This window comes from Arthrobacter sp. NPDC092385, assembly GCF_044755105.1.
Classification (GTDB): Bacteria; Actinomycetota; Actinomycetes; order Actinomycetales; family Micrococcaceae; genus Arthrobacter_D.
In genome coordinates this window covers 550,972-567,160 of the sequence record NZ_JBIVQL010000001.1, presented here as the reverse complement: position 1 = coordinate 567,160, position 16,189 = coordinate 550,972, and the positions used below count along the sequence as shown (strand labels likewise).

General features: G+C 70.3%; 16 protein-coding genes. 9 read left to right on the top strand and 7 right to left on the bottom strand.

The annotated features are described in order from the left end of the window. The first annotated feature begins 33 nt into the window (after nt 1-33). Together ACIQCY_RS02755 and ACIQCY_RS02750 are read left to right on the top strand one after the other, a co-directional pair. Nucleotides 34-366 carry an STAS domain-containing protein gene (locus tag ACIQCY_RS02755; protein ID WP_400482350.1) on the top strand — a complete coding sequence of 111 codons (333 nt, stop codon included), beginning with the start codon at nt 34-36 and terminating at the stop codon, nt 364-366. Next, nucleotides 359-817: an ATP-binding protein gene (locus tag ACIQCY_RS02750; RefSeq protein ID WP_400482349.1), complete on the top strand. Its 459-nt coding sequence runs from the start codon at nt 359-361 to the stop codon at nt 815-817. Before ACIQCY_RS02755 ends, ACIQCY_RS02750 begins: the two co-directional genes overlap by 8 nt. Nucleotides 818-830: 13 nt before the next feature. Here the strand turns inward: ACIQCY_RS02750 and ACIQCY_RS02745 are convergent, their stop codons facing one another. Beyond that, nucleotides 831-1,799 (bottom strand): alpha/beta hydrolase, encoded by a 969-nt coding sequence (locus ACIQCY_RS02745; protein WP_400482348.1) that lies wholly within the window; start codon nt 1,797-1,799, stop codon nt 831-833. Between the two features lie 125 nt (nt 1,800-1,924). Between ACIQCY_RS02745 and ACIQCY_RS02740 the strand changes: the two genes are divergently transcribed. From ACIQCY_RS02740 to ACIQCY_RS02730, 3 genes are all read left to right on the top strand, one after another. Beyond that, the gene (locus ACIQCY_RS02740) at nt 1,925-2,560 is read left to right on the top strand and encodes a trimeric intracellular cation channel family protein (protein WP_400482347.1); all 636 of its coding nucleotides are present in this window, start codon (nt 1,925-1,927) and stop codon (nt 2,558-2,560) included. A 61-nt stretch (nt 2,561-2,621) separates the two neighbouring features. After that, the gene (locus tag ACIQCY_RS02735) at nt 2,622-3,047 is read left to right on the top strand and encodes a hypothetical protein (protein ID WP_400482346.1); all 426 of its coding nucleotides are present in this window, start codon (nt 2,622-2,624) and stop codon (nt 3,045-3,047) included. Further along, nucleotides 3,047-3,520, top strand: a complete 474-nt coding sequence (locus tag ACIQCY_RS02730; protein ID WP_400482345.1) for an HIT family protein — start codon at nt 3,047-3,049, stop codon at nt 3,518-3,520. The genes ACIQCY_RS02735 and ACIQCY_RS02730 overlap by 1 nt, the downstream gene beginning before the upstream one ends. Before the next feature lie 147 nt (nt 3,521-3,667). Here the strand turns inward: ACIQCY_RS02730 and ACIQCY_RS02725 are convergent, their stop codons facing one another. From ACIQCY_RS02725 to ACIQCY_RS02710, 4 genes are all read right to left on the bottom strand, one after another. Continuing rightward, the gene (locus ACIQCY_RS02725; protein WP_400482344.1) at nt 3,668-4,492 is read right to left on the bottom strand and encodes a DUF559 domain-containing protein; all 825 of its coding nucleotides are present in this window, start codon (nt 4,490-4,492) and stop codon (nt 3,668-3,670) included. A 339-nt stretch (nt 4,493-4,831) separates the two neighbouring features. Next, nucleotides 4,832-5,893, bottom strand: a complete 1,062-nt coding sequence (locus ACIQCY_RS02720; RefSeq protein ID WP_400482436.1) for a polyprenyl synthetase family protein — start codon at nt 5,891-5,893, stop codon at nt 4,832-4,834. A gap of 42 nt (nt 5,894-5,935) precedes the next feature. Then, the gene (locus ACIQCY_RS02715) at nt 5,936-7,252 is read right to left on the bottom strand and encodes a geranylgeranyl reductase family protein (protein ID WP_400482343.1); all 1,317 of its coding nucleotides are present in this window, start codon (nt 7,250-7,252) and stop codon (nt 5,936-5,938) included. Next, entirely contained in the window at nt 7,253-8,014 is a 762-nt protein-coding gene (locus ACIQCY_RS02710) for a demethylmenaquinone methyltransferase (RefSeq protein ID WP_400482342.1), read from the bottom strand. A 156-nt stretch (nt 8,015-8,170) separates the two neighbouring features. On the opposite strand from ACIQCY_RS02710, the gene ACIQCY_RS02705 reads away from it, so the two are divergent. From ACIQCY_RS02705 to ACIQCY_RS02690, 4 genes are all read left to right on the top strand, one after another. Then, a complete protein-coding gene (locus ACIQCY_RS02705; protein WP_400482341.1) occupies nt 8,171-9,511 on the top strand; it encodes an isochorismate synthase MenF in 1,341 nt (446 codons plus the stop codon). Between the two features lie 119 nt (nt 9,512-9,630). After that, entirely contained in the window at nt 9,631-10,416 is a 786-nt protein-coding gene (locus ACIQCY_RS02700; protein ID WP_400482340.1) for a transporter substrate-binding domain-containing protein, read from the top strand. A gap of 73 nt (nt 10,417-10,489) precedes the next feature. After that, nucleotides 10,490-11,275, top strand: coding sequence for an amino acid ABC transporter permease (locus ACIQCY_RS02695; protein WP_400482339.1), 786 nt, complete (start codon nt 10,490-10,492; stop codon nt 11,273-11,275). Between the two features lie 5 nt (nt 11,276-11,280). After that, nucleotides 11,281-12,039, top strand: a complete 759-nt coding sequence (locus ACIQCY_RS02690) for an amino acid ABC transporter ATP-binding protein (RefSeq protein ID WP_400482338.1) — start codon at nt 11,281-11,283, stop codon at nt 12,037-12,039. Here the strand turns inward: ACIQCY_RS02690 and menD are convergent, their stop codons facing one another. Both menD and ACIQCY_RS02680 read right to left on the bottom strand, forming a co-directional pair. Next, nucleotides 12,040-13,896, bottom strand: coding sequence for a 2-succinyl-5-enolpyruvyl-6-hydroxy-3-cyclohexene-1-carboxylic-acid synthase (gene menD / locus ACIQCY_RS02685; RefSeq protein ID WP_400482337.1), 1,857 nt, complete (start codon nt 13,894-13,896; stop codon nt 12,040-12,042). 110 nt (nt 13,897-14,006) lie between these two features. Next, nucleotides 14,007-16,067, bottom strand: coding sequence for a PhoX family protein (locus ACIQCY_RS02680; protein WP_400482336.1), 2,061 nt, complete (start codon nt 16,065-16,067; stop codon nt 14,007-14,009). Nucleotides 16,068-16,189: the final 122 nt, after the last annotated feature.

The following is a 16,189-nucleotide window of genomic DNA, read 5'->3' as shown; positions in this document are numbered from 1 at the left end:
GACCACGGACACGGATCGGAAGAGGAAGCACACATGGAATTCACCACGCAGGACAAGGGACGCTACACCGAGGTACTGGCCAACGGCCGCCTGAACATGGTCGCCGCACCGAAGCTGCGCGAGGTCATCAACGACGTCGTCAGCGCGGGAGGAAGACGGATCGTCGTCAACCTCTCGGAAACCAGCTTCATGGATTCCTCGGGGCTCGGAGCGCTCATCGGTTGCCTCAAGCTCGCGCGCCAGTCCGGCGGGGACCTGCGGATCGCCGCCGTGCAGCCGCAGGTCAACATGGTCCTCGAGCTCACGAGCATGCACCGCGTCCTGACGCCCCACGCGACGCCCGAGGAAGCCTTCCTCAATGACTGACATCCTCGCCCGGCGCACCCTCGAGCGGCCTGCCGGGGAGCAGGCGATCGAGGATCTGCACGGTGTTCTCGACCAGCTGTGGATCGACGCCGCCTTCGTGCCGGCCATGGACCAGATGGCCTTCACCACGGCCGTGATCGAGGCTGCGAGCAACGTCGTCCAGCACGGTGTCCCCGCAGCGGGCGCGGATCTCCTCCTGGGCGTCGAGCTCACGGTCGCCGCCGGACGGCTGCGGGCCGTCATCAGCGAGATCGGGGCGGCGCCGCTGGATCCCGTACCGAACCTCGACGGGCCGGCCGACGCGCCCCTCGATGACGACGCCCTGCTGGAGGACTACGACGAGTCCGGCCGCGGGCTCTCGATGATCCGCGCACTGGTCACCACCGTCACCGTCGAGCGCCAGGGCGACACCAACGTGTGGGTGCTGTCCCGCGATTCCGCCGGGTCCTGACCGCGCCGGTCCCCTAGGGGAGTGACGGCCGGCCGAGGAACGCCGCGATGTCGGCGTAGACCGCCCGGGACTCCGGCAGGCGCGGGAACGCCGGGAACACGTGGAACCCGCCCGGATAGACCTTCAGGGTGACATCGGCGCCGGCCGCGACCGCCCGGTCCCGGAACACCGTGGCGTCCGCCATGCAGACATCGCGCGTGCCCTGGTAGATCCGCGTGACCGGCACCGTGGCCAGCATCTCGTCCGGCGCGCAGGCGGGGCTGACGAGCGGAGTCCGCGGATCGTCCCCACCGGCCCACCACAGCCCGGCCTGTACCCCGCCGGCCACGGAGAGCATGGGGTCCACGGCGTCGTACTTCGGGATCTCGGGATTGGTGGCGGTGACGTCGAGCCAGGGCGAGAAGGCGACGACACGGCCCGGGGCGGGCAGTCCGGCGTCGTGGAAGGCCCAGGGCTGGGCGACGGCGAGCCCGCCACCGGCAGAGTCACCCATGAGGGTGACGTCCGCCGGCTCGGCGGTCCGGAGGACCTCCCTGTAGACGGACACCAGATACGGGAAGGCCTCCCGGTAGGTGCTCTCCGGTGCCAGGCGGTAGAGCGGCACGGTGACGGCGGCACCCGTGCGCTTGGTCAGCTCGGCGATGATCCACCAGTGCGGGCGCCCCAGTTCATTGATGTAGATGCCACCGTGCGTGTAGATGATGTGGGAACGGGTGGCCCCGAGGATCGGACGGACGGTGATGGTGCGGACGCCGTCGATCCGCTTCTCCTGGATGGTGTGGGTCTGCTTGAACGTCCAGGGGATGGCGGCCATCGACGGGTACGTCCGCCCGGGGTACTTCGAGTTCACCCAGTCGGTTCCGGTCAGGTTCCGCTTGGTGGGCAGGAAGCCGATCAGCCGCGCGGCGATGCGCATGGCCCTCGAGCCGTCGGCGGTGCCCGGTCCGGCCGTCTCCGTGCCTCCTGGGCGTCCGCTCGTCATGGGGCCAGCCTAGCGCCGGGCGGATCGGGCGCGCGGGCTCTGTCATGCTGGTCAGGGCCCTGGCGTGCCGGTTGACGAACGGCTGCCGCCCTGCCCGCAGCCGTTCCGGTCCGCCGAAGGAAGAGATGGATACCGCTTCGCACATTGCCCTCGCCGCCGACCTCCTCGGTGTCTTCTTCTTCGCCGTCTCCGGTTCCCTCCTGGCGGCGCGCAAGGGATTCGACATCGTCGGGTCCCTCCTCCTCGCATCCCTCGCCTCACTGGGCGGCGGCGTGGCCCGCGACCTCATCATCGACGTCCCACCGGCCGCCTTCACCAATCCCGCCTACCTGCTGCCCCCGCTCCTCGCCACGGTGCTCGTCTACTTCGTCGTCTCCGGTGTGGAGCGGGTCAAGCGGGTCCTGGTGATCTTCGACGCCGCCGGCCTCGCCCTGTTCTGCATCACCGGCACCGTCAAGGCGCTCGACGTCGGCCTCAACCCCGTGTCCGCCGTCCTGCTGGGTGTCACGACCGCCGTGGGCGGCGGCCTGCTGCGCGACGTCGTCGCCAACGAGATCCCGCAGCTCTTCGACCCGCGGGACATCTATGCCCTTCCCGCGATGCTGGGCGCCGTCGTCGTCACCGCCCTGTACCTGACGGACACCTTCACCCTGGTCACCGGCACGCTGGCGGCGTCGCTCGTGTTCTCCCTGCGCGTCCTCGCCTGGCGCTACGGGTGGCACGCGCCGCTCGCGGCCCGGGCGGCCGGCGCACGACGGTGACCTGCGCGACGGGCGCGGCCGCTAGGATGGGACCACCCCCACCACCACTCCTGGAGTACTTGTGACTGAGCTGTTTTCCGACAAATTCCGCGCCCTGGTGCCCTCGTACTTCGAGGACGAGTGGGTCGAGGAGGACGGCCTGTCCGAGGACGAGCTCGCCGGGATGCTCGAGGGCAAGGACTTCGAGCTGCCCCTGGCCCTGCGCGAGTTCTACCGTGCCGTCGGCGCCACCGAGGACATCATGGAGGCGTTCCACTTCTTCTGGGACCCCGACGAACTCGAGATCGAGGACGGCTTCCTCCTGTTCCTCGAGGACGAGGACGAGCAGTACACGTGGGGCATGAAGGCGGACCAGCTGAACGTCCCGGACCCCATCGTCTGGCGCCGCAACAATGCCCGCGGCGAGTGGCAGAGCGAGGAGGGCACCTTCAGCGAGTACGTGCTCGACCTGTTCGAATGGGTCTTCGAGGAGGACGAGGAGGACTGATGGAGTTCACCCACCACGCGCCCGAGGGCTACCAGTGCCCCTTCTGCGACCTGGCGCGCGGGGATTTCAGCAACCCGAAGAACCTCTGCCGCCCGGGCGACGTCATCTACTCGGACGACCTGGTGCTCGCGTTCATCGCCTCCCACGGCTTCGAGCCGAACCCCGGCCACGTGCTGATCACGCCGCGGCAGCACGTCGAGCTGCTGTACGAACTGCCCGACGACGTCGCCGCTCGCATCATGACGCTGACCCGCGACATCGCGATCGCGATCAAGCGGGCCTGGACCCCGGACGGCGTCTCGACCCGGCAGCACAACGAGCCCGCCGGCAGCCAGCACGTGTGGCACTACCACCAGCACGTCCTGCCCCGCTGGCACGACGACGGCTTCTACTTCACGCCGAAGCGGCCCGTCGTGGATCCCGCCGTCAGGGCCCGCAAGGCCGACGAGTTGAGGGCGTTCCTCCCGTCGTAGCCCCGCCGCCGTCCGCCCTGCCATCCCCCGCCGCCGCCAACTGCGGCTTCGTGCGCGGGCTTTCTGGCCGGAAACGCGTGTCGCGCGGGGACACGCCGGTTATCAGGGACAGTCGGCTCCCAAGGGCGTGCACGACGCGGTGGCCCATCAGCGGACAGGACGGGGGCCGATCGCCTCGAGGACCAGAGCGAGGACATCGCCCGGCTGGAACATGACGTCCTCGTAGCAGAAGCGCAGCACGGTGTAACCGGCGATCACCGTCATGTTGTTCCTTCCGCGGTCGCGCCGGAGCGCCTTGCGGTCGGAGTGGAACGCTGCGCCGTCGATCTCGACGACGAGACAGTCCTCCACGAGGAAGTCGACCCGTCCCACGCCCTTGATCGGGACCTGCGAGCGAACCCGGAGTCCGGCCCCGCGCAGCAGGAGCCGCGCTGCAACCTCGATGGCTGACTCGCCGGTGAGGTCCACCGACGCCAGGGCAGCGCGAGCCGGGCCGTTGAACGGACCCGTCAGCCGGCATTCGAGGAATGCCGCCACCGTGTCCCCGCGGCGGAGCGCGCACTCCACCATGGGTGCCGACTCCTCGGCCGGCCGGCACTGCAGGACGTGCACGAGGACATCGGCAAGTCCGACGAGCGGCAGACGTGGGTGCGGAGGAACGGCCCTTCCCCGGTGATTGGTGCATCCCTCCGCCGATCGCCCAGGTCGGCTGACATGCAGCTCCGACGCGGGCCGGATGCACCAGAGCCCGTAGTGGGCGGCCGCGGAGAGGCAGGTAAGGCGCGCTCCGGCCGACAGCGCGCGAACGAAGTCGGACGGCGCATCAGGAAGGGCCAGGACTCCCCGTCGTACCCGCAGGACCGTGCCGTCGTCGACATGGCGCTCGATCACGCGCTCCCCCACCCCGCGCTTCAGCAGGGCGCCCGTGCGGGCCACTCCTCCACAGGACCTGAGAATCTGCTCGAGTGTCATGGAACAACCCAAGGTGCTGCAGCCCGCCGTCGTCACAGGCGCTGCGGCTATGTGGACAGGGTGCAGCTCGGGCGGGCGATCACCGAGCACGCCATGCCGTCGCGGCCAGTCGCCGATGCGGCACCGTGCACGCGTTTCAGGACGTGAAGCGCGTGTCGCTGCGTGACACGCCGGTTATCAAGGACATCCAGCGGGAAAGGGCGTGCACGAAGCCGCAGGGCGGGACGCTGCAGGGCGGGACGGCGGGACGCTGCAGGGCGGGACGGCGAGAGTGCGTGTCGCTGCAGGACACGCCGCTACCCGGGACGGCCGACCGAAGAAGCAGGAGCGACGGCGGGGCTAGACGTCCCTGCTGACGACGGCCTGCGCGAAGCTCGCCAGCGCCTGCTTCACGACGCTGTCCGGCAGCGGGTCGAGGGCGGCCACGGCGTCGTCCGCCCACTGCTGGGCCACGGCCCAGGCCTCCTGCGTCTGCGGGTGCGAGCGGACGGCGGCGACGGCCTCGGCCAGTGCCTCGTCCGAGGACAGGTCGCCGTCGACGAGTGCGACGACGTCGGCCGCGGAGGAGTCCCCCGCGGCGGCGGCGCGGCGCAGCAGGATGACCGGCAGGGTGGGCACGCCCTCGCGCAGGTCCGTGCCGGGCGCCTTGCCCGACTTCACCTTCAGGCCGGTGACGTCGATGACGTCGTCCGCGAGCTGGAACGCGACGCCGACCTTCTCGCCGTAGGAGACCATCACCTCGACGACCTCCGGCGAGGTATCCGCGAACAGCGCACCGAGCTGCCCGGAGGCCGCCACGAGGGAGCCGGTCTTGTCGGCGATGACGGAGAGGTAGTGCTCCAGGTCGTCCTGGCCGTCGCGCGGACCGACGGTCTCGTGCAGCTGGCCGAGGCACAGACGCTCGAAGGTCCGCGCCTGGATGCCGAGGGCCTCCCCGCCCAGTTCGGAGACGAGGATGGAGGCCCGGGCGAAGATGAGGTCGCCGGTGAGGATGGCGACGGAGTTGCCCCACACTTCGTGAGCGGTGGGTGCGCCCCGCCGGTAGGGGGCGGAGTCCATGACGTCGTCGTGGTAGAGCGTGGCGAGGTGCGTCAGCTCGACGACGACGGCCGCCTGGACCACCTTGGCGTGGGTCGGGTTGCCGAGGTGGGAGGCGAGGATCGTCAGGAGCGGACGAATGCGCTTTCCACCGGCCTCGACGAGGTGGCGGCTCGTGGCGTCGGCCAGGGGATCGGAGTTCGCGATGGCTCCGCGGAGCTGCTTCTCCACCTCGGCGAGGCAGGACGAGACGGACGGCCCCAGTTCCGGGTCCTCGGCGATGAGGGCGAAGCCGGGAGGCAGACGCAGCGCGTCGTCGTCGTCCGGGGTGTCCGCCGTGTCCAGCGCGCTGTTCAGACCCACGCTGGTCCACCCGGAGTTGAAGGATTGTGTCACTGTCTAAGACTAACGAAGTGGGGCGGCGCTTTGCGCACGCAGGTGATCCGTCAGGGACGGCTGGTTGGAGGTGGGCGGCACGAGCGACTCGAGCAGGTGGATCACGCGGTCCTCGAAGCCGCGGCCACCGGCGTCGGTGAGGTTGGCGAGCATCCGCACCACGAAGCGCATGAGCAGGGGCACGGGCATTCCGGTGCGCAGGGCCAGGGAGAGGATCGCGGGCTTGCCGATGAGCTGCGCGAAGATGCGGCCGAGCGTGAAGTGGCTGCCCCACTGCTCCCGCACGTAGGGTGCATACCCCGACATGACCTGGTCGCGCCCGAGCGGCGACGCCACACCCTGGGCCCGCTCGATGAACTCGGCGGCGTAGCGCGCCGACTCCATGGCGTAGGAGATCCCCTCGCCGTTGAACGGCGACACCATGCCGCCCGCGTCGCCGAGGAGCAGCAGCCCGGGGCTGTAGTGCGGCGTGCGGTTGAAGCCCATGGGCAGCGCGGCCCCGCGGATCTCCCCGACCTGGTTCTCGGGCGTGAACCCCCACTCGGACGGCATGCCGGCCGTCCAGTCGCGCAGGACCTGCTTGTAGTCCAGCTTGCCGAACTCCGCGGAGGAGTTGAGGATGCCGAGGCCCACGTTGGAGGTCCCGTCCCCCACGCCGAACACCCAGCCGTAGCCGGGCAGCGGCTTCCCGGTGGCGTCGGGCAGCTCGAGCCAGCCCTCCATCCAGTCGTCGTCGGTGCGGGGGCTCGTGAAGTAGGTGCGGACGGCGACGCCGAGGGGACGGTCGTCGCGCTTCTGCAGGCCGAGGCTCACGGCGGTGCGCGTCGAGTTGCCGTCCGCTGCGAGCACTACGTCGGCGGTGAAGGTGCGTGTCTCCCCCGTCTTGCGGCCGTTGGCGTCGAGCAGGTTGGCGGTCACGCCGGTGACGCGGCCGGCGTCGTCGCGCAGCGCGGAGGACGCCGAGTGGCCCTCGAGGATCGTGGCGCCGGCGGACCGGGCATGCTGTGCCAGGGCGTCGTCGAAGCCGAGGCGCGTGCGGACCAGGCCGTAGTCGGGGAAGTCGCTGAGTTCGGGCCAGGGCACCTCGACGGTCCGCTTGCCCGCGATGAGGCGGAGACCCTTGTTGCGGCGCCAGCCCTCGCTCTCGTCGTGCGGCAGGCCGAGGAGCTGCAGTTCCCGCGTGGCGCGGGGCGTCAGTCCGTCGCCGCACACCTTCTCGCGGGGGAAGAACGTCTTCTCGAGGACCGTGACCTCGATCCCGGCGCTCGCGAGGTAGTAGGCCGCGGTGGAACCGGCCGGGCCGGCACCGACGATGAGGACGGACACCTAGACGGCCGCCGACGTCCGGCGCAGGCGGACCTGACCGGGCAGGAGCGGTTCCTCGCCGGGCGCCGCGGGAGCCTTGGTGGCGCGGTGGACGGCGACGATCCCGCCGTTCAGGTTCCGGTACTCGACGTCCTTCCAGCCGCTGTCGCCGATCCAGGCCGCGAGCTCGTCCTGGTTCGGCCAGGCACGGATGGACTCCGCGAGGTAGACGTAGGCGTCGGGGTTCGAGCTCACCTTCCGCGCGATCGCCGGGAGTGCGCGCATCAGGTACTCGGTGTAGGTGGTCCGCCACAGCGCCACGGTGGGCGAGGAGAACTCGGCGATGACCAGCCGACCGCCCGGCTTCGTGACGCGCAGCATCTCCGCGAGCGCCTTCTTCGGCTCGTTCACGTTGCGGAGCCCGAAGGAGATGGTGGACGCGTCGAAGGAGTTGTCGGCGAACGGCAGGTCGGTGGCGTCACCCGCGACGAAGTCGATGTCCGGCCTCCTGCGCTTGCCGACCTTCAGCATGCCGAGCGAGAAATCGCAGGCGACGACGTCGATCCCGGCGTCCGCGTAGGGCTCGCTGGAGGTGCCGGTGCCCGCGGCGAGGTCCAGGACGCGCTGCCCCGGCTCCGCGCCAACGGCGTCGACGACGATCCGGCGCCAGCGGCGCGTCTGCCCCATCGACAGGACGTCGTTGACGACGTCGTACTTGGGCGCCACGTCGTCGAACATGGCTGCTACTTCGTCAGGGCGCTTCTCCAGCGATGCACGATTCACTCAGCCATTGTCTCAAACAAACGCAGCGCGCCGGACCGGCGGTCGCGCCGCGTGGTACCCGCTCCCCGTGATGCCACGCCCATCCCTTCGCGACGTGCCCAACCTCACGGCACAGCAGGGATGCGGCGTGGTGCCGCGGAGTAGGCTTGGAGCATCATGAGCACTCCGTCCCTCACCGCGCTGACGCCTGCGCCCGGACAGTCCCGCGGGCTCCGCAGCATCACGGTGGCACGCGGCGACATGGATCCCCGGACCGGCCTCCTCGAGTACGTGGTCCGCAACGACGCCCATACGTGGATCCGCCGTGGCGGCGGGCTGGTCGCCTACGGCGAGACCGCCCGTTTCACGGTCACCGGCCCCGACCGCTTCACGCAGGCACAGGAATGGTGGCGCCGCGAGCTCGCCGGCGCGGAGGTCCTGGACGACCTCGGCGTGCCAGGATCCGGGCTGCTCGCCTTCGGGTCCTTCGCCTTCTCCAAGACCTCGCCGCACGAATCCCGCCTGATCGTTCCCGAAGTGGTCATCGGCTGCAGCGAGGGCAGGTCCTGGCTCACCTACATCACGGACGACGCCGAGGCGGAGCTCAGTGCGGAGACGGCGGAAGCCGCCCTGGCGGCCTACCTCCTCGAGCCCGATGCCGGCCGCTCCCCCAGCCCCGGCGACCGCCTCGGCGCAGGGGTGCTGAGCGAGGAGCAGTACAAGCACGCCGTCGCCGAGGGTGTGAAGCATGTCCAGGCGGGTGAGCTGAGCAAGCTCGTGCTGGCGCGGGACGTCGTCGCGGAGCTGGAGACGCCCGTGGCCACCGCGCAGGTGCTGCGCGAACTCGCCGTCCGCTACGAGGACTGCTGGACGTACGCGGTCGACGGCCTCATCGGCTCGACGCCGGAGATGCTGATCAAGGTGGAGAACAACACCGCGCAGGCGCGCGTGCTCGCCGGGACCCTCGACCGGGCCAACGCCCCCGCGGGCGATCCGGACTATCCCACCCGCGTCCTCGCCGGGTCCGAGAAGCAGCTCCACGAGCACCAGATCGCCATCGACTCCCTCACCGAGACGCTCCAGCCCTTCACGAGTTCGATGACCTCGCACAGCGAACCCTTCGTCCTCCAGCTGCCGAACGTCTGGCACCTCGCCTCCGACGTCACCGCGCAACTGGCGGCCGACGGCGACGGCCACGTGCCGACGTCGTTGGCCCTGGTCCAGGCCCTGCATCCCACGGCCGCCGTCTGCGGAACGCCGACGACGGTCGCCGGGGCGCTCATCCGCCGCCTCGAGCATCTCCAGCGCGGCCCGTACGCGGGCCCGGTGGGCTGGATCGACGCTGGCGGCAACGGCGAGTGGGGCATAGCCCTGCGCGGCGCGGTCGTCGAGACTCCGACGCGGGTCCGGCTCTACGCGGGCTGCGGGATCGTGGAGGGCTCCCAGCCGGAGGCAGAGCTGGCCGAGACCTGGAGTAAGTTCCGCCCCATGATCGAGGCTCTCGGCCTGTCCTGCTGACCGAGGACCTTGGTTACCAATAGGCAATACCTGTAGCCTGTGACGCACATCTCTCTTTCCTAGCTAGAATCAGCAGGATCTTTTTTCCGATCCGACCCGTCCGCCCGAGTGAGGTACCCATGTTCTCCAAGAAATCCGCAATGCTGGCCGCGATGGCCGCCGGCGCCCTCGCGCTGAGCGCGTGCGGCGGCTCGTCCGAGGAAGGCACCGGCGAGGCCGGCGGCCTGGACCTCGTGTCCGAGGGCTCGCTGACCGTCTGCTCCGACATCCCCTACCCGCCCTTCGAGTTCGAGGAGAACGGCGAGTACACCGGCTTCGACATGGACCTCATGAAGGAGATCGCCTCGGGCATGGACCTCGAACTCGCGGTGCAGGACGTCGAGTTCAACGGCCTCCAGAGCGGTGCAGTCCTCGCGGCCCGCCAGTGCGACATCGGCGCCAGTGCGGTCACCATCACCGAGGAACGCCAGGCGAACCTCGCCTTCTCGGACCCGTACTACGACTCGCTCCAGTCCCTCCTGGTCCCCACGGGCTCGGACGTCGCCTCGATCGAGGACCTCGCGGGCAAGAAGGTCGGCGTCCAGCAGGGCACCACCGGCGAGACCTACGCCACGGAGAACGCACCCGAGGCCGAGCTGGTCCAGTTCCCGTCGGACGCCGAGATGTACGCCGCCATCCAGGCCGGCAACGTCGACGCCCTGCTGCAGGACCTGCCGGTGAACCTCGGACACACCGAGGACGGCGAGTTCACCATCGCCGAGGAGTTCAAGACCGACGAGCAGTACGGCTTCATCATGGCCAAGGAGGGCAGCGACGAACTGGTCGCCGCGGTGAACGAGCAGCTGACCGCCCTGCGCGACAACGGCAAGTACCAGGAAATCTACGACTCCTACTTCGCGGAGTAGCCCACCCGACCCACGCGGCCCTGACGTCCGGGCCGCGTGGGTGCCACTTCTGTGAAGGAAGGTAGTACCCCGCGTGAAACGCTCGACACGCAGACGCCTCATCCAGGGCGTCCTCTATGCGGTGTTCGCCGCCGTCGTCCTGTTCGTCATCCTCGCCGTCGACTGGGGCCGGATCCAGCCGTATTTCCTCAACCTCGACGTCGCCGCATCGACCTTCCCCGAGGTCGTCACGATCGCCGCGAAGAACACCGTCGTGTACACGGCGATCGCCTTCGTCGGCGGGATGCTGCTCGGACTCCTGCTCGCGCTCATGAAACTCTCCCCGGTGCTGCCGTACCGCTGGCTCGCCACCGTGTACATCGAACTGTTCCGCGGGCTTCCCGCCCTGCTCGTGATCTTCGGCTTCGCCTACGCACTGCCGATCGCCATCGGGTGGCGTCCGCCGGGCGGCAACGCGGGTGCCGGCCTGATCGGCCTGATCGTCGTCTCCGCCGCGTACATCGCCGAGACCATCCGCGCGGGCATCGAGGCCGTACCCAAGGGGCAGGTCGAGGCCGCGCGTTCCCTCGGCATGAACCCCGCCTGGACCATGGTGACCGTCGTCCTGCCGCAGGCGTTCCGGATCATCACGCCTCCCCTGACCAACGAACTCGTGATCCTCATCAAGGACACCTCCCTGCTCTTCATCGCGGGTATGGCCATCGCGGACCGGGAGCTCACCACGTTCGCCCGTGACGCGCTGACCAGCCAGGCGAACGCGACGCCCCTCGTGGTGGCTGCGCTGATGTACCTGGTGATCACGCTGCCGCTGACCCAGCTGGTCGCGAAGCTCGAACGACACAACAAGAGAGGCCGGTGATCCGGATGTCCCAGCCAGCATCGGGTACCGCGGCTGTGCCCGCCATCGAGGTCCGTGCACTGTGCAAGAACTTCGGCAGCAACGAGGTGCTCAAGGGCATCGACTTCCACGTGGACCAAGGCGAGGTGGTGTGCGTGATCGGGCCGTCGGGCTCCGGCAAGTCCACGCTGCTGCGCTGCGTGAACCGGCTCGAGGAACCGACCTCCGGCACCGTCATGGTGGAGGGCGTCGACATCACGGACAGCGAGACGGACCTCGATGACGTGCGCACGCGCATCGGCATGGTGTTCCAGCAGTTCAACCTGTTCCCGCACCTGACGGTCCTGAAGAACCTGACCCTCGCGCAGCAGCGGGCGAAGAAGCGCGGCAAGGCCGAGGCCACGGAGGTCGCACGCCGGAACCTCGCCAAGGTGGGCCTCGCCGAGAAGGCCGATGCCTTCCCCTCGCAGCTCTCGGGCGGCCAGCAGCAGCGCGTCGCGATCGCCCGTGCGCTCTCGATGGATCCGGACATGATGCTCTTCGACGAGCCCACCAGCGCGCTCGACCCCGAACTCGTCGGCGACGTGCTCGAGGTCATGAAGCAGCTGGCCAGGGAGGGCATGACCATGATGGTGGTCACGCACGAGATGGGCTTCGCGCGCGAGGTCGGCGACCGCGTGGTCTTCATGGACGGCGGCGTGGTGGTGGAGCAGGGCAAACCCGCGGACGTCCTCGGGAACCCCCAGCACGAGCGGACGAAGCTGTTCCTGTCGAAGGTGCTGTAGCTAGAGGACCGTTCCGTCCGCCACGGCGCGGCGGACGCGTGCGTGGAGGTCCCGGAGCGTACTGCGGTCGGCCCGGACCTCGAGGATGGAGCGGCCCGTGATGGGCCGCTCCATCGCCGTATCCAGCTCGTCCAGCGTCGTCGCCCGCTCGTACCGCAGCCCGTAGGCCGCGGCGAGGGCGGCCACGTCCACGGTGTGCGGCGTTCCGAAGAGACGCTCGACGGCGGCGCCGTAGCGCGCCGTCGTCGCCTCCGCGCCGTGCTCCAGCAGCCCGAAGATCCCCCCGCCGCCGTCGTTGAGGACCACGATGTGCAGGTCCGGCTGCGGTTCGCCGCTCCCGAGAAGCAGCCCGCCGACGTCGTGCAGGAACGTGAGGTCGCCGAGGAGGGCGCGCGTCGGGATGCCGGCCGCGAGGGCAACGCCCGTAGCCGTGGAGATGGTGCCGTCGATCCCGGCCAGGCCGCGGTTGGCGAAGACCTCCAGGGGATGCCAGTCGGTGGCCGCCACGAGGTCCACGTCGCGGATGGGATTGGAGGAACCCAGCACCAGGTTGCCGTCCGTGTGCTCCCAGACGGCATCGGCCAGGTGGAGTCCGGTGATGCGCTCCTCGTCGGCGAGGAGGGACTGGATCGCGGCGTCCGCCGCCGCTCCCGCCTCCCGCCAGGACCGGAGCCAGCCGTCCTCGCCGCGGCCCGCGAAGGCGAGCAGTTCCGGCAGGTTGTCGATGATGCGCTCCGTGCGCCGGCCCTCCTCGAACCAGGCCACGGGCCCCGGCAGGTACAGCGCGTGCTCGACGTCGGGACGCGCCAGCAGGGCGGTCACCGGACGGGAGAGCGTGGGCCGCCCGAAGGTCACCACGCGCGTGACGGCGGAGCCGATGTGCTCGAGCAGCAGCCGGTACGGGGCGATGGCGCTGCTGCCGAACCGCGCGTTCGACGACGGCTCGGCGAGCAGCGGGAGGTCCAGGTGGTCGGCGAAGACGGCTGCGAGCTCGCCGGCGCCATGGCCCGCGACGACGACGGTGGTACTGCCGGCGCCCGGGCGGGCTCCTGCCGCCCCCGGGTCCCCCGGGACGGCGTCGGGAGTCAGGGCCGGCGCGTCGTCCTCCGCACCGGAAGCGCCGTCGACCAGGGCCGCTCCGTCCTCGGCGGCACTGCCCGGGTCGCCGACGGTGGCGGTGTCGGTGTCGGTGTCGGTGTCGGTGTCGGTGTCGGTGTCGGTGTCGGCAGGCGACCCGTCGGGGCCATGCGCGGGCGCGCCGTCGGGCACCAGCGGGTCGCGGAAGGCGAGGTTGAGGTGCACGGGCCCGGGTGGCGCAGCCGCACCGACCGCAGCCGCACCCGCCGCCCCGCCCGCCGGACGGCCGAGGGCCGTGCGGAGGGCCTCCGCGACGGGAGCCGACGGATCCTCGCCGGCGCCGACGTCGAATGCCGCGCGGACGTGCACGCCGAACAGCCCCGGTTGCACGGTGGTCTGGTTGGCGCCGGTCCCCCGGAGCTCCCCGGGCCGGTCGGCAGAGAGGACCACCAGGGGCACGGCGGCATGGTTCGCCTCCATGACCGCGGGAAGGAGCTCGCCCACCGCCGTGCCGGACGTCGTCACCACGGCCGCCGGCCGCTGCCCTCCGAGCGCCAGCCCGAGGGCCGTGAAGGCGCCCGAGCGCTCGTCGATGCGCACGTGCAGCCGCACGCGGCCGGCCGCCTCGGCCTCCGAGAGGGCGTAGGCCAGGGGGGCGCTGCGCGATCCGGGAGCGACGACGACGTCGGTGACGCCGCCGGCGATGAGCGCGTGCACCACGCGTGCGGCTGACGCGGCGGAATCGAGGGGAGCTGGGCGGGGTGCGGCGGAATCGGTCACGGATCCATCCTCACATCCCGGACGCGAACGCACCCCCTCCCGCGGGAGGGGGTGCGTCGATCGACCCGGCCGGCGCCGTCGTCCTCGCCCCGAGTGGTCTTCCCCGGAACCTAGGCGCGGTAGACCTGGACCACCGATGGGCGCGGAAGGGCGGCTGCTCCGCTCGCGGGGACGGTGCCGGCCGGCACGTAGTCGGGGAAGTAGGAGGTCTGGGCCGCCCAGCTCCCGTCCTCGCCGGGGTGCTGCACGGCGACGAACACGCTGCCGTCCTGGTCGTGGATGACGGGGCCGCAGGTCTCGGCGTCCCGCGGAACCGCGAGGAACTGCTGCACGCGGCCGCGCTCGGTGCCCTCCAGGCCCACCTTGAACAGGCCGTCGTTGAAGCCCACCGTGCTGGGCTGGCCGTCGGTGGAGATCCACAAATTGCCCTGGGAGTCGAAGGCGACGTTGTCGGGGCAGGAGATCGGCGAGACCTTGTCCTTCGGGTAGCCGCCGAAGTAGGTGGCCTGGTTACGGGCCGGATCGCCGCAGACCAGGAGCAGGTTCCAGGTGAACCGGGTCCCGGACGCGTTGCCGCCCGCCTCGGTCAGCTCGACGATGTGGCCGTCGCGGTTCTGCGTCCGCGGGTTCGCCTCGTCCGCGGCGGCGTTCGAGCCGACGCCACGGTTCGTGTTGTTGGTGCAGGCCACATAGACCTTGCCCGTGGCCGGGTTGGGCTCCACGTCCTCGCAGCGGTCCATCTTCGTGGCGCCCATTCTGTCGGCGGCGAGGCGCGTGAAGACGGCGACCTCCGCGGCCGTCATGCCGGCCACCACGGACTGGTTGTCGATCAGCAGCGGAAGCCACTCGCCGACGCCGTCGAACGCGCCGTCGGAGGGCAGCGTGCCGGTGCCGTTGATCTCGGCCACGGAGTTGCCCTGGAAGCGCGCGACGTAGAGCGAACCCTCGCTGAGCAGCGTCATGTTGGCTTTGCGGGCAGCGGGGCCCGTCCCGGGCTGGACGGTGTTCTTCGAGACGAACTTGTACAGGTAGTCGAAGCGCTCGTCGTCGCCCATGTACGCCACCACGCGGCCGTCGGAGGCGACGGTGACGTTGGCACCCTCGTGCTTGAAGCGCCCGAGCGCGGAGTGCTTCTTCGGAGTGGAGGTCGGATCGAAGGGATCGACCTCCACGATGTAGCCGAAGCGGTGCTTCTCGTTCTCGTAGCCGGCGTTCCGCGTGTCGAAGCGCGGCTCGTCGATCTCCCAGCCACGCGCCGTCGGACGGTTCGTGATGCCGTAGCGGCGGTCGCCGTCGCTGGTGCCGGTGGCCACGAAGTAGCCGTTGAAGTTCTCCTCGCCGGAGAGGATGGTGCCCCAGGGCGTGGTGCCGCCGGCGCAGTTGCCGAGGGTGCCGAGGATGCTGCGGCCCGCGGGGTCGTCCTTGGTCCTGAGCAGCTCCGAGCCTGCGGCGGGGCCGGTCACCTCGTACGGGGTGGTGGTCAGGTAGCGGCGGTTCAGCGGGGCACCCTGGACGTAGGACCACGGCTTGTTCTTGTTCTTGCGCTCGAGCTCGACGACGGACAGTCCGTGGGCGGCCTTGCCGATGCCTCGGACCTCCGCTGCGGGCAGGGTCGGCGGGACCATGATGGTCTCGTTCGTGTACTCGTGGTTGGCGAAGAGCACTGCGCGGCGGCCCTTGCTGCCCTCGATCTCGAGGACGTCCGTGTAGTCGCAGTTGTACCCGAACTGCAGCGCCTGGGCGGCAGCGGTCTGGTTCCCGGCGTCGAACACGGGCGAAGTGCTGAAGAGCGGATCGCCCCAGCGGATGACCGGCTTCCAGCCGTAGCCCTGCGGCACCGTCATGTCGTCGACCAGGGCGTCGACGGGCGCGATGGCGTCGAACGGCAGGTTGCTCTTCAGGTACCCCTTGCCGGGCGGCGGTGCGGCCTGCGCGGAGCCCGTTCCGGCCTGCATGCCGACGAGGAGCGTCAGCGCACCCGCGGCACCGGCACCGAGAGCGCTGCGGCGCGAGAACTCGCTCGTGACGATGTCCCGGAAGTAGTTGTTCGCGGACGTGTTGCAGACGGCGTCGGAGCACGCATTGTCACACTTGAGGGCACAGGTGACGGCACTGCGCTTTCCCTTGGTGTGGCCGAGCATGGGCAGCAGGCGACGCGTGGTTTCAGTCATGGGGTGATACCTCTTCCGGGGATGAACGGTGTTCGCCCCCACCCTGCCGAGGGCACCTGAACAGCCATGGTGCGAGCCGGTGAACGCCGGGTGAACGGCGCCGGAACAGGCATTCCCCGCCC

What these genes read in the sequence shown, in the direction of transcription:
- ACIQCY_RS02755 (WP_400482350.1), top strand. Translation starts at nt 34, where the DNA reads ATGGAATTCACCACGCAGGACAAGGGACGCTACACCGAGGTACTGGCC.
- ACIQCY_RS02750 (WP_400482349.1), top strand. Translation starts at nt 359, where the DNA reads ATGACTGACATCCTCGCCCGGCGCACCCTCGAGCGGCCTGCCGGGGAG.
- ACIQCY_RS02745 (WP_400482348.1), bottom strand. Translation starts at nt 1,799, where the DNA reads ATGACGAGCGGACGCCCAGGAGGCACGGAGACGGCCGGACCGGGCACC.
- ACIQCY_RS02740 (WP_400482347.1), top strand. Translation starts at nt 1,925, where the DNA reads ATGGATACCGCTTCGCACATTGCCCTCGCCGCCGACCTCCTCGGTGTC.
- ACIQCY_RS02730 (WP_400482345.1), top strand. Translation starts at nt 3,047, where the DNA reads ATGGAGTTCACCCACCACGCGCCCGAGGGCTACCAGTGCCCCTTCTGC.
- ACIQCY_RS02725 (WP_400482344.1), bottom strand. Translation starts at nt 4,492, where the DNA reads ATGACACTCGAGCAGATTCTCAGGTCCTGTGGAGGAGTGGCCCGCACG.
- ACIQCY_RS02705 (WP_400482341.1), top strand. Translation starts at nt 8,171, where the DNA reads ATGAGCACTCCGTCCCTCACCGCGCTGACGCCTGCGCCCGGACAGTCC.
- ACIQCY_RS02700 (WP_400482340.1), top strand. Translation starts at nt 9,631, where the DNA reads ATGTTCTCCAAGAAATCCGCAATGCTGGCCGCGATGGCCGCCGGCGCC.
- ACIQCY_RS02690 (WP_400482338.1), top strand. Translation starts at nt 11,281, where the DNA reads ATGTCCCAGCCAGCATCGGGTACCGCGGCTGTGCCCGCCATCGAGGTC.
- ACIQCY_RS02680 (WP_400482336.1), bottom strand. Translation starts at nt 16,067, where the DNA reads ATGACTGAAACCACGCGTCGCCTGCTGCCCATGCTCGGCCACACCAAG.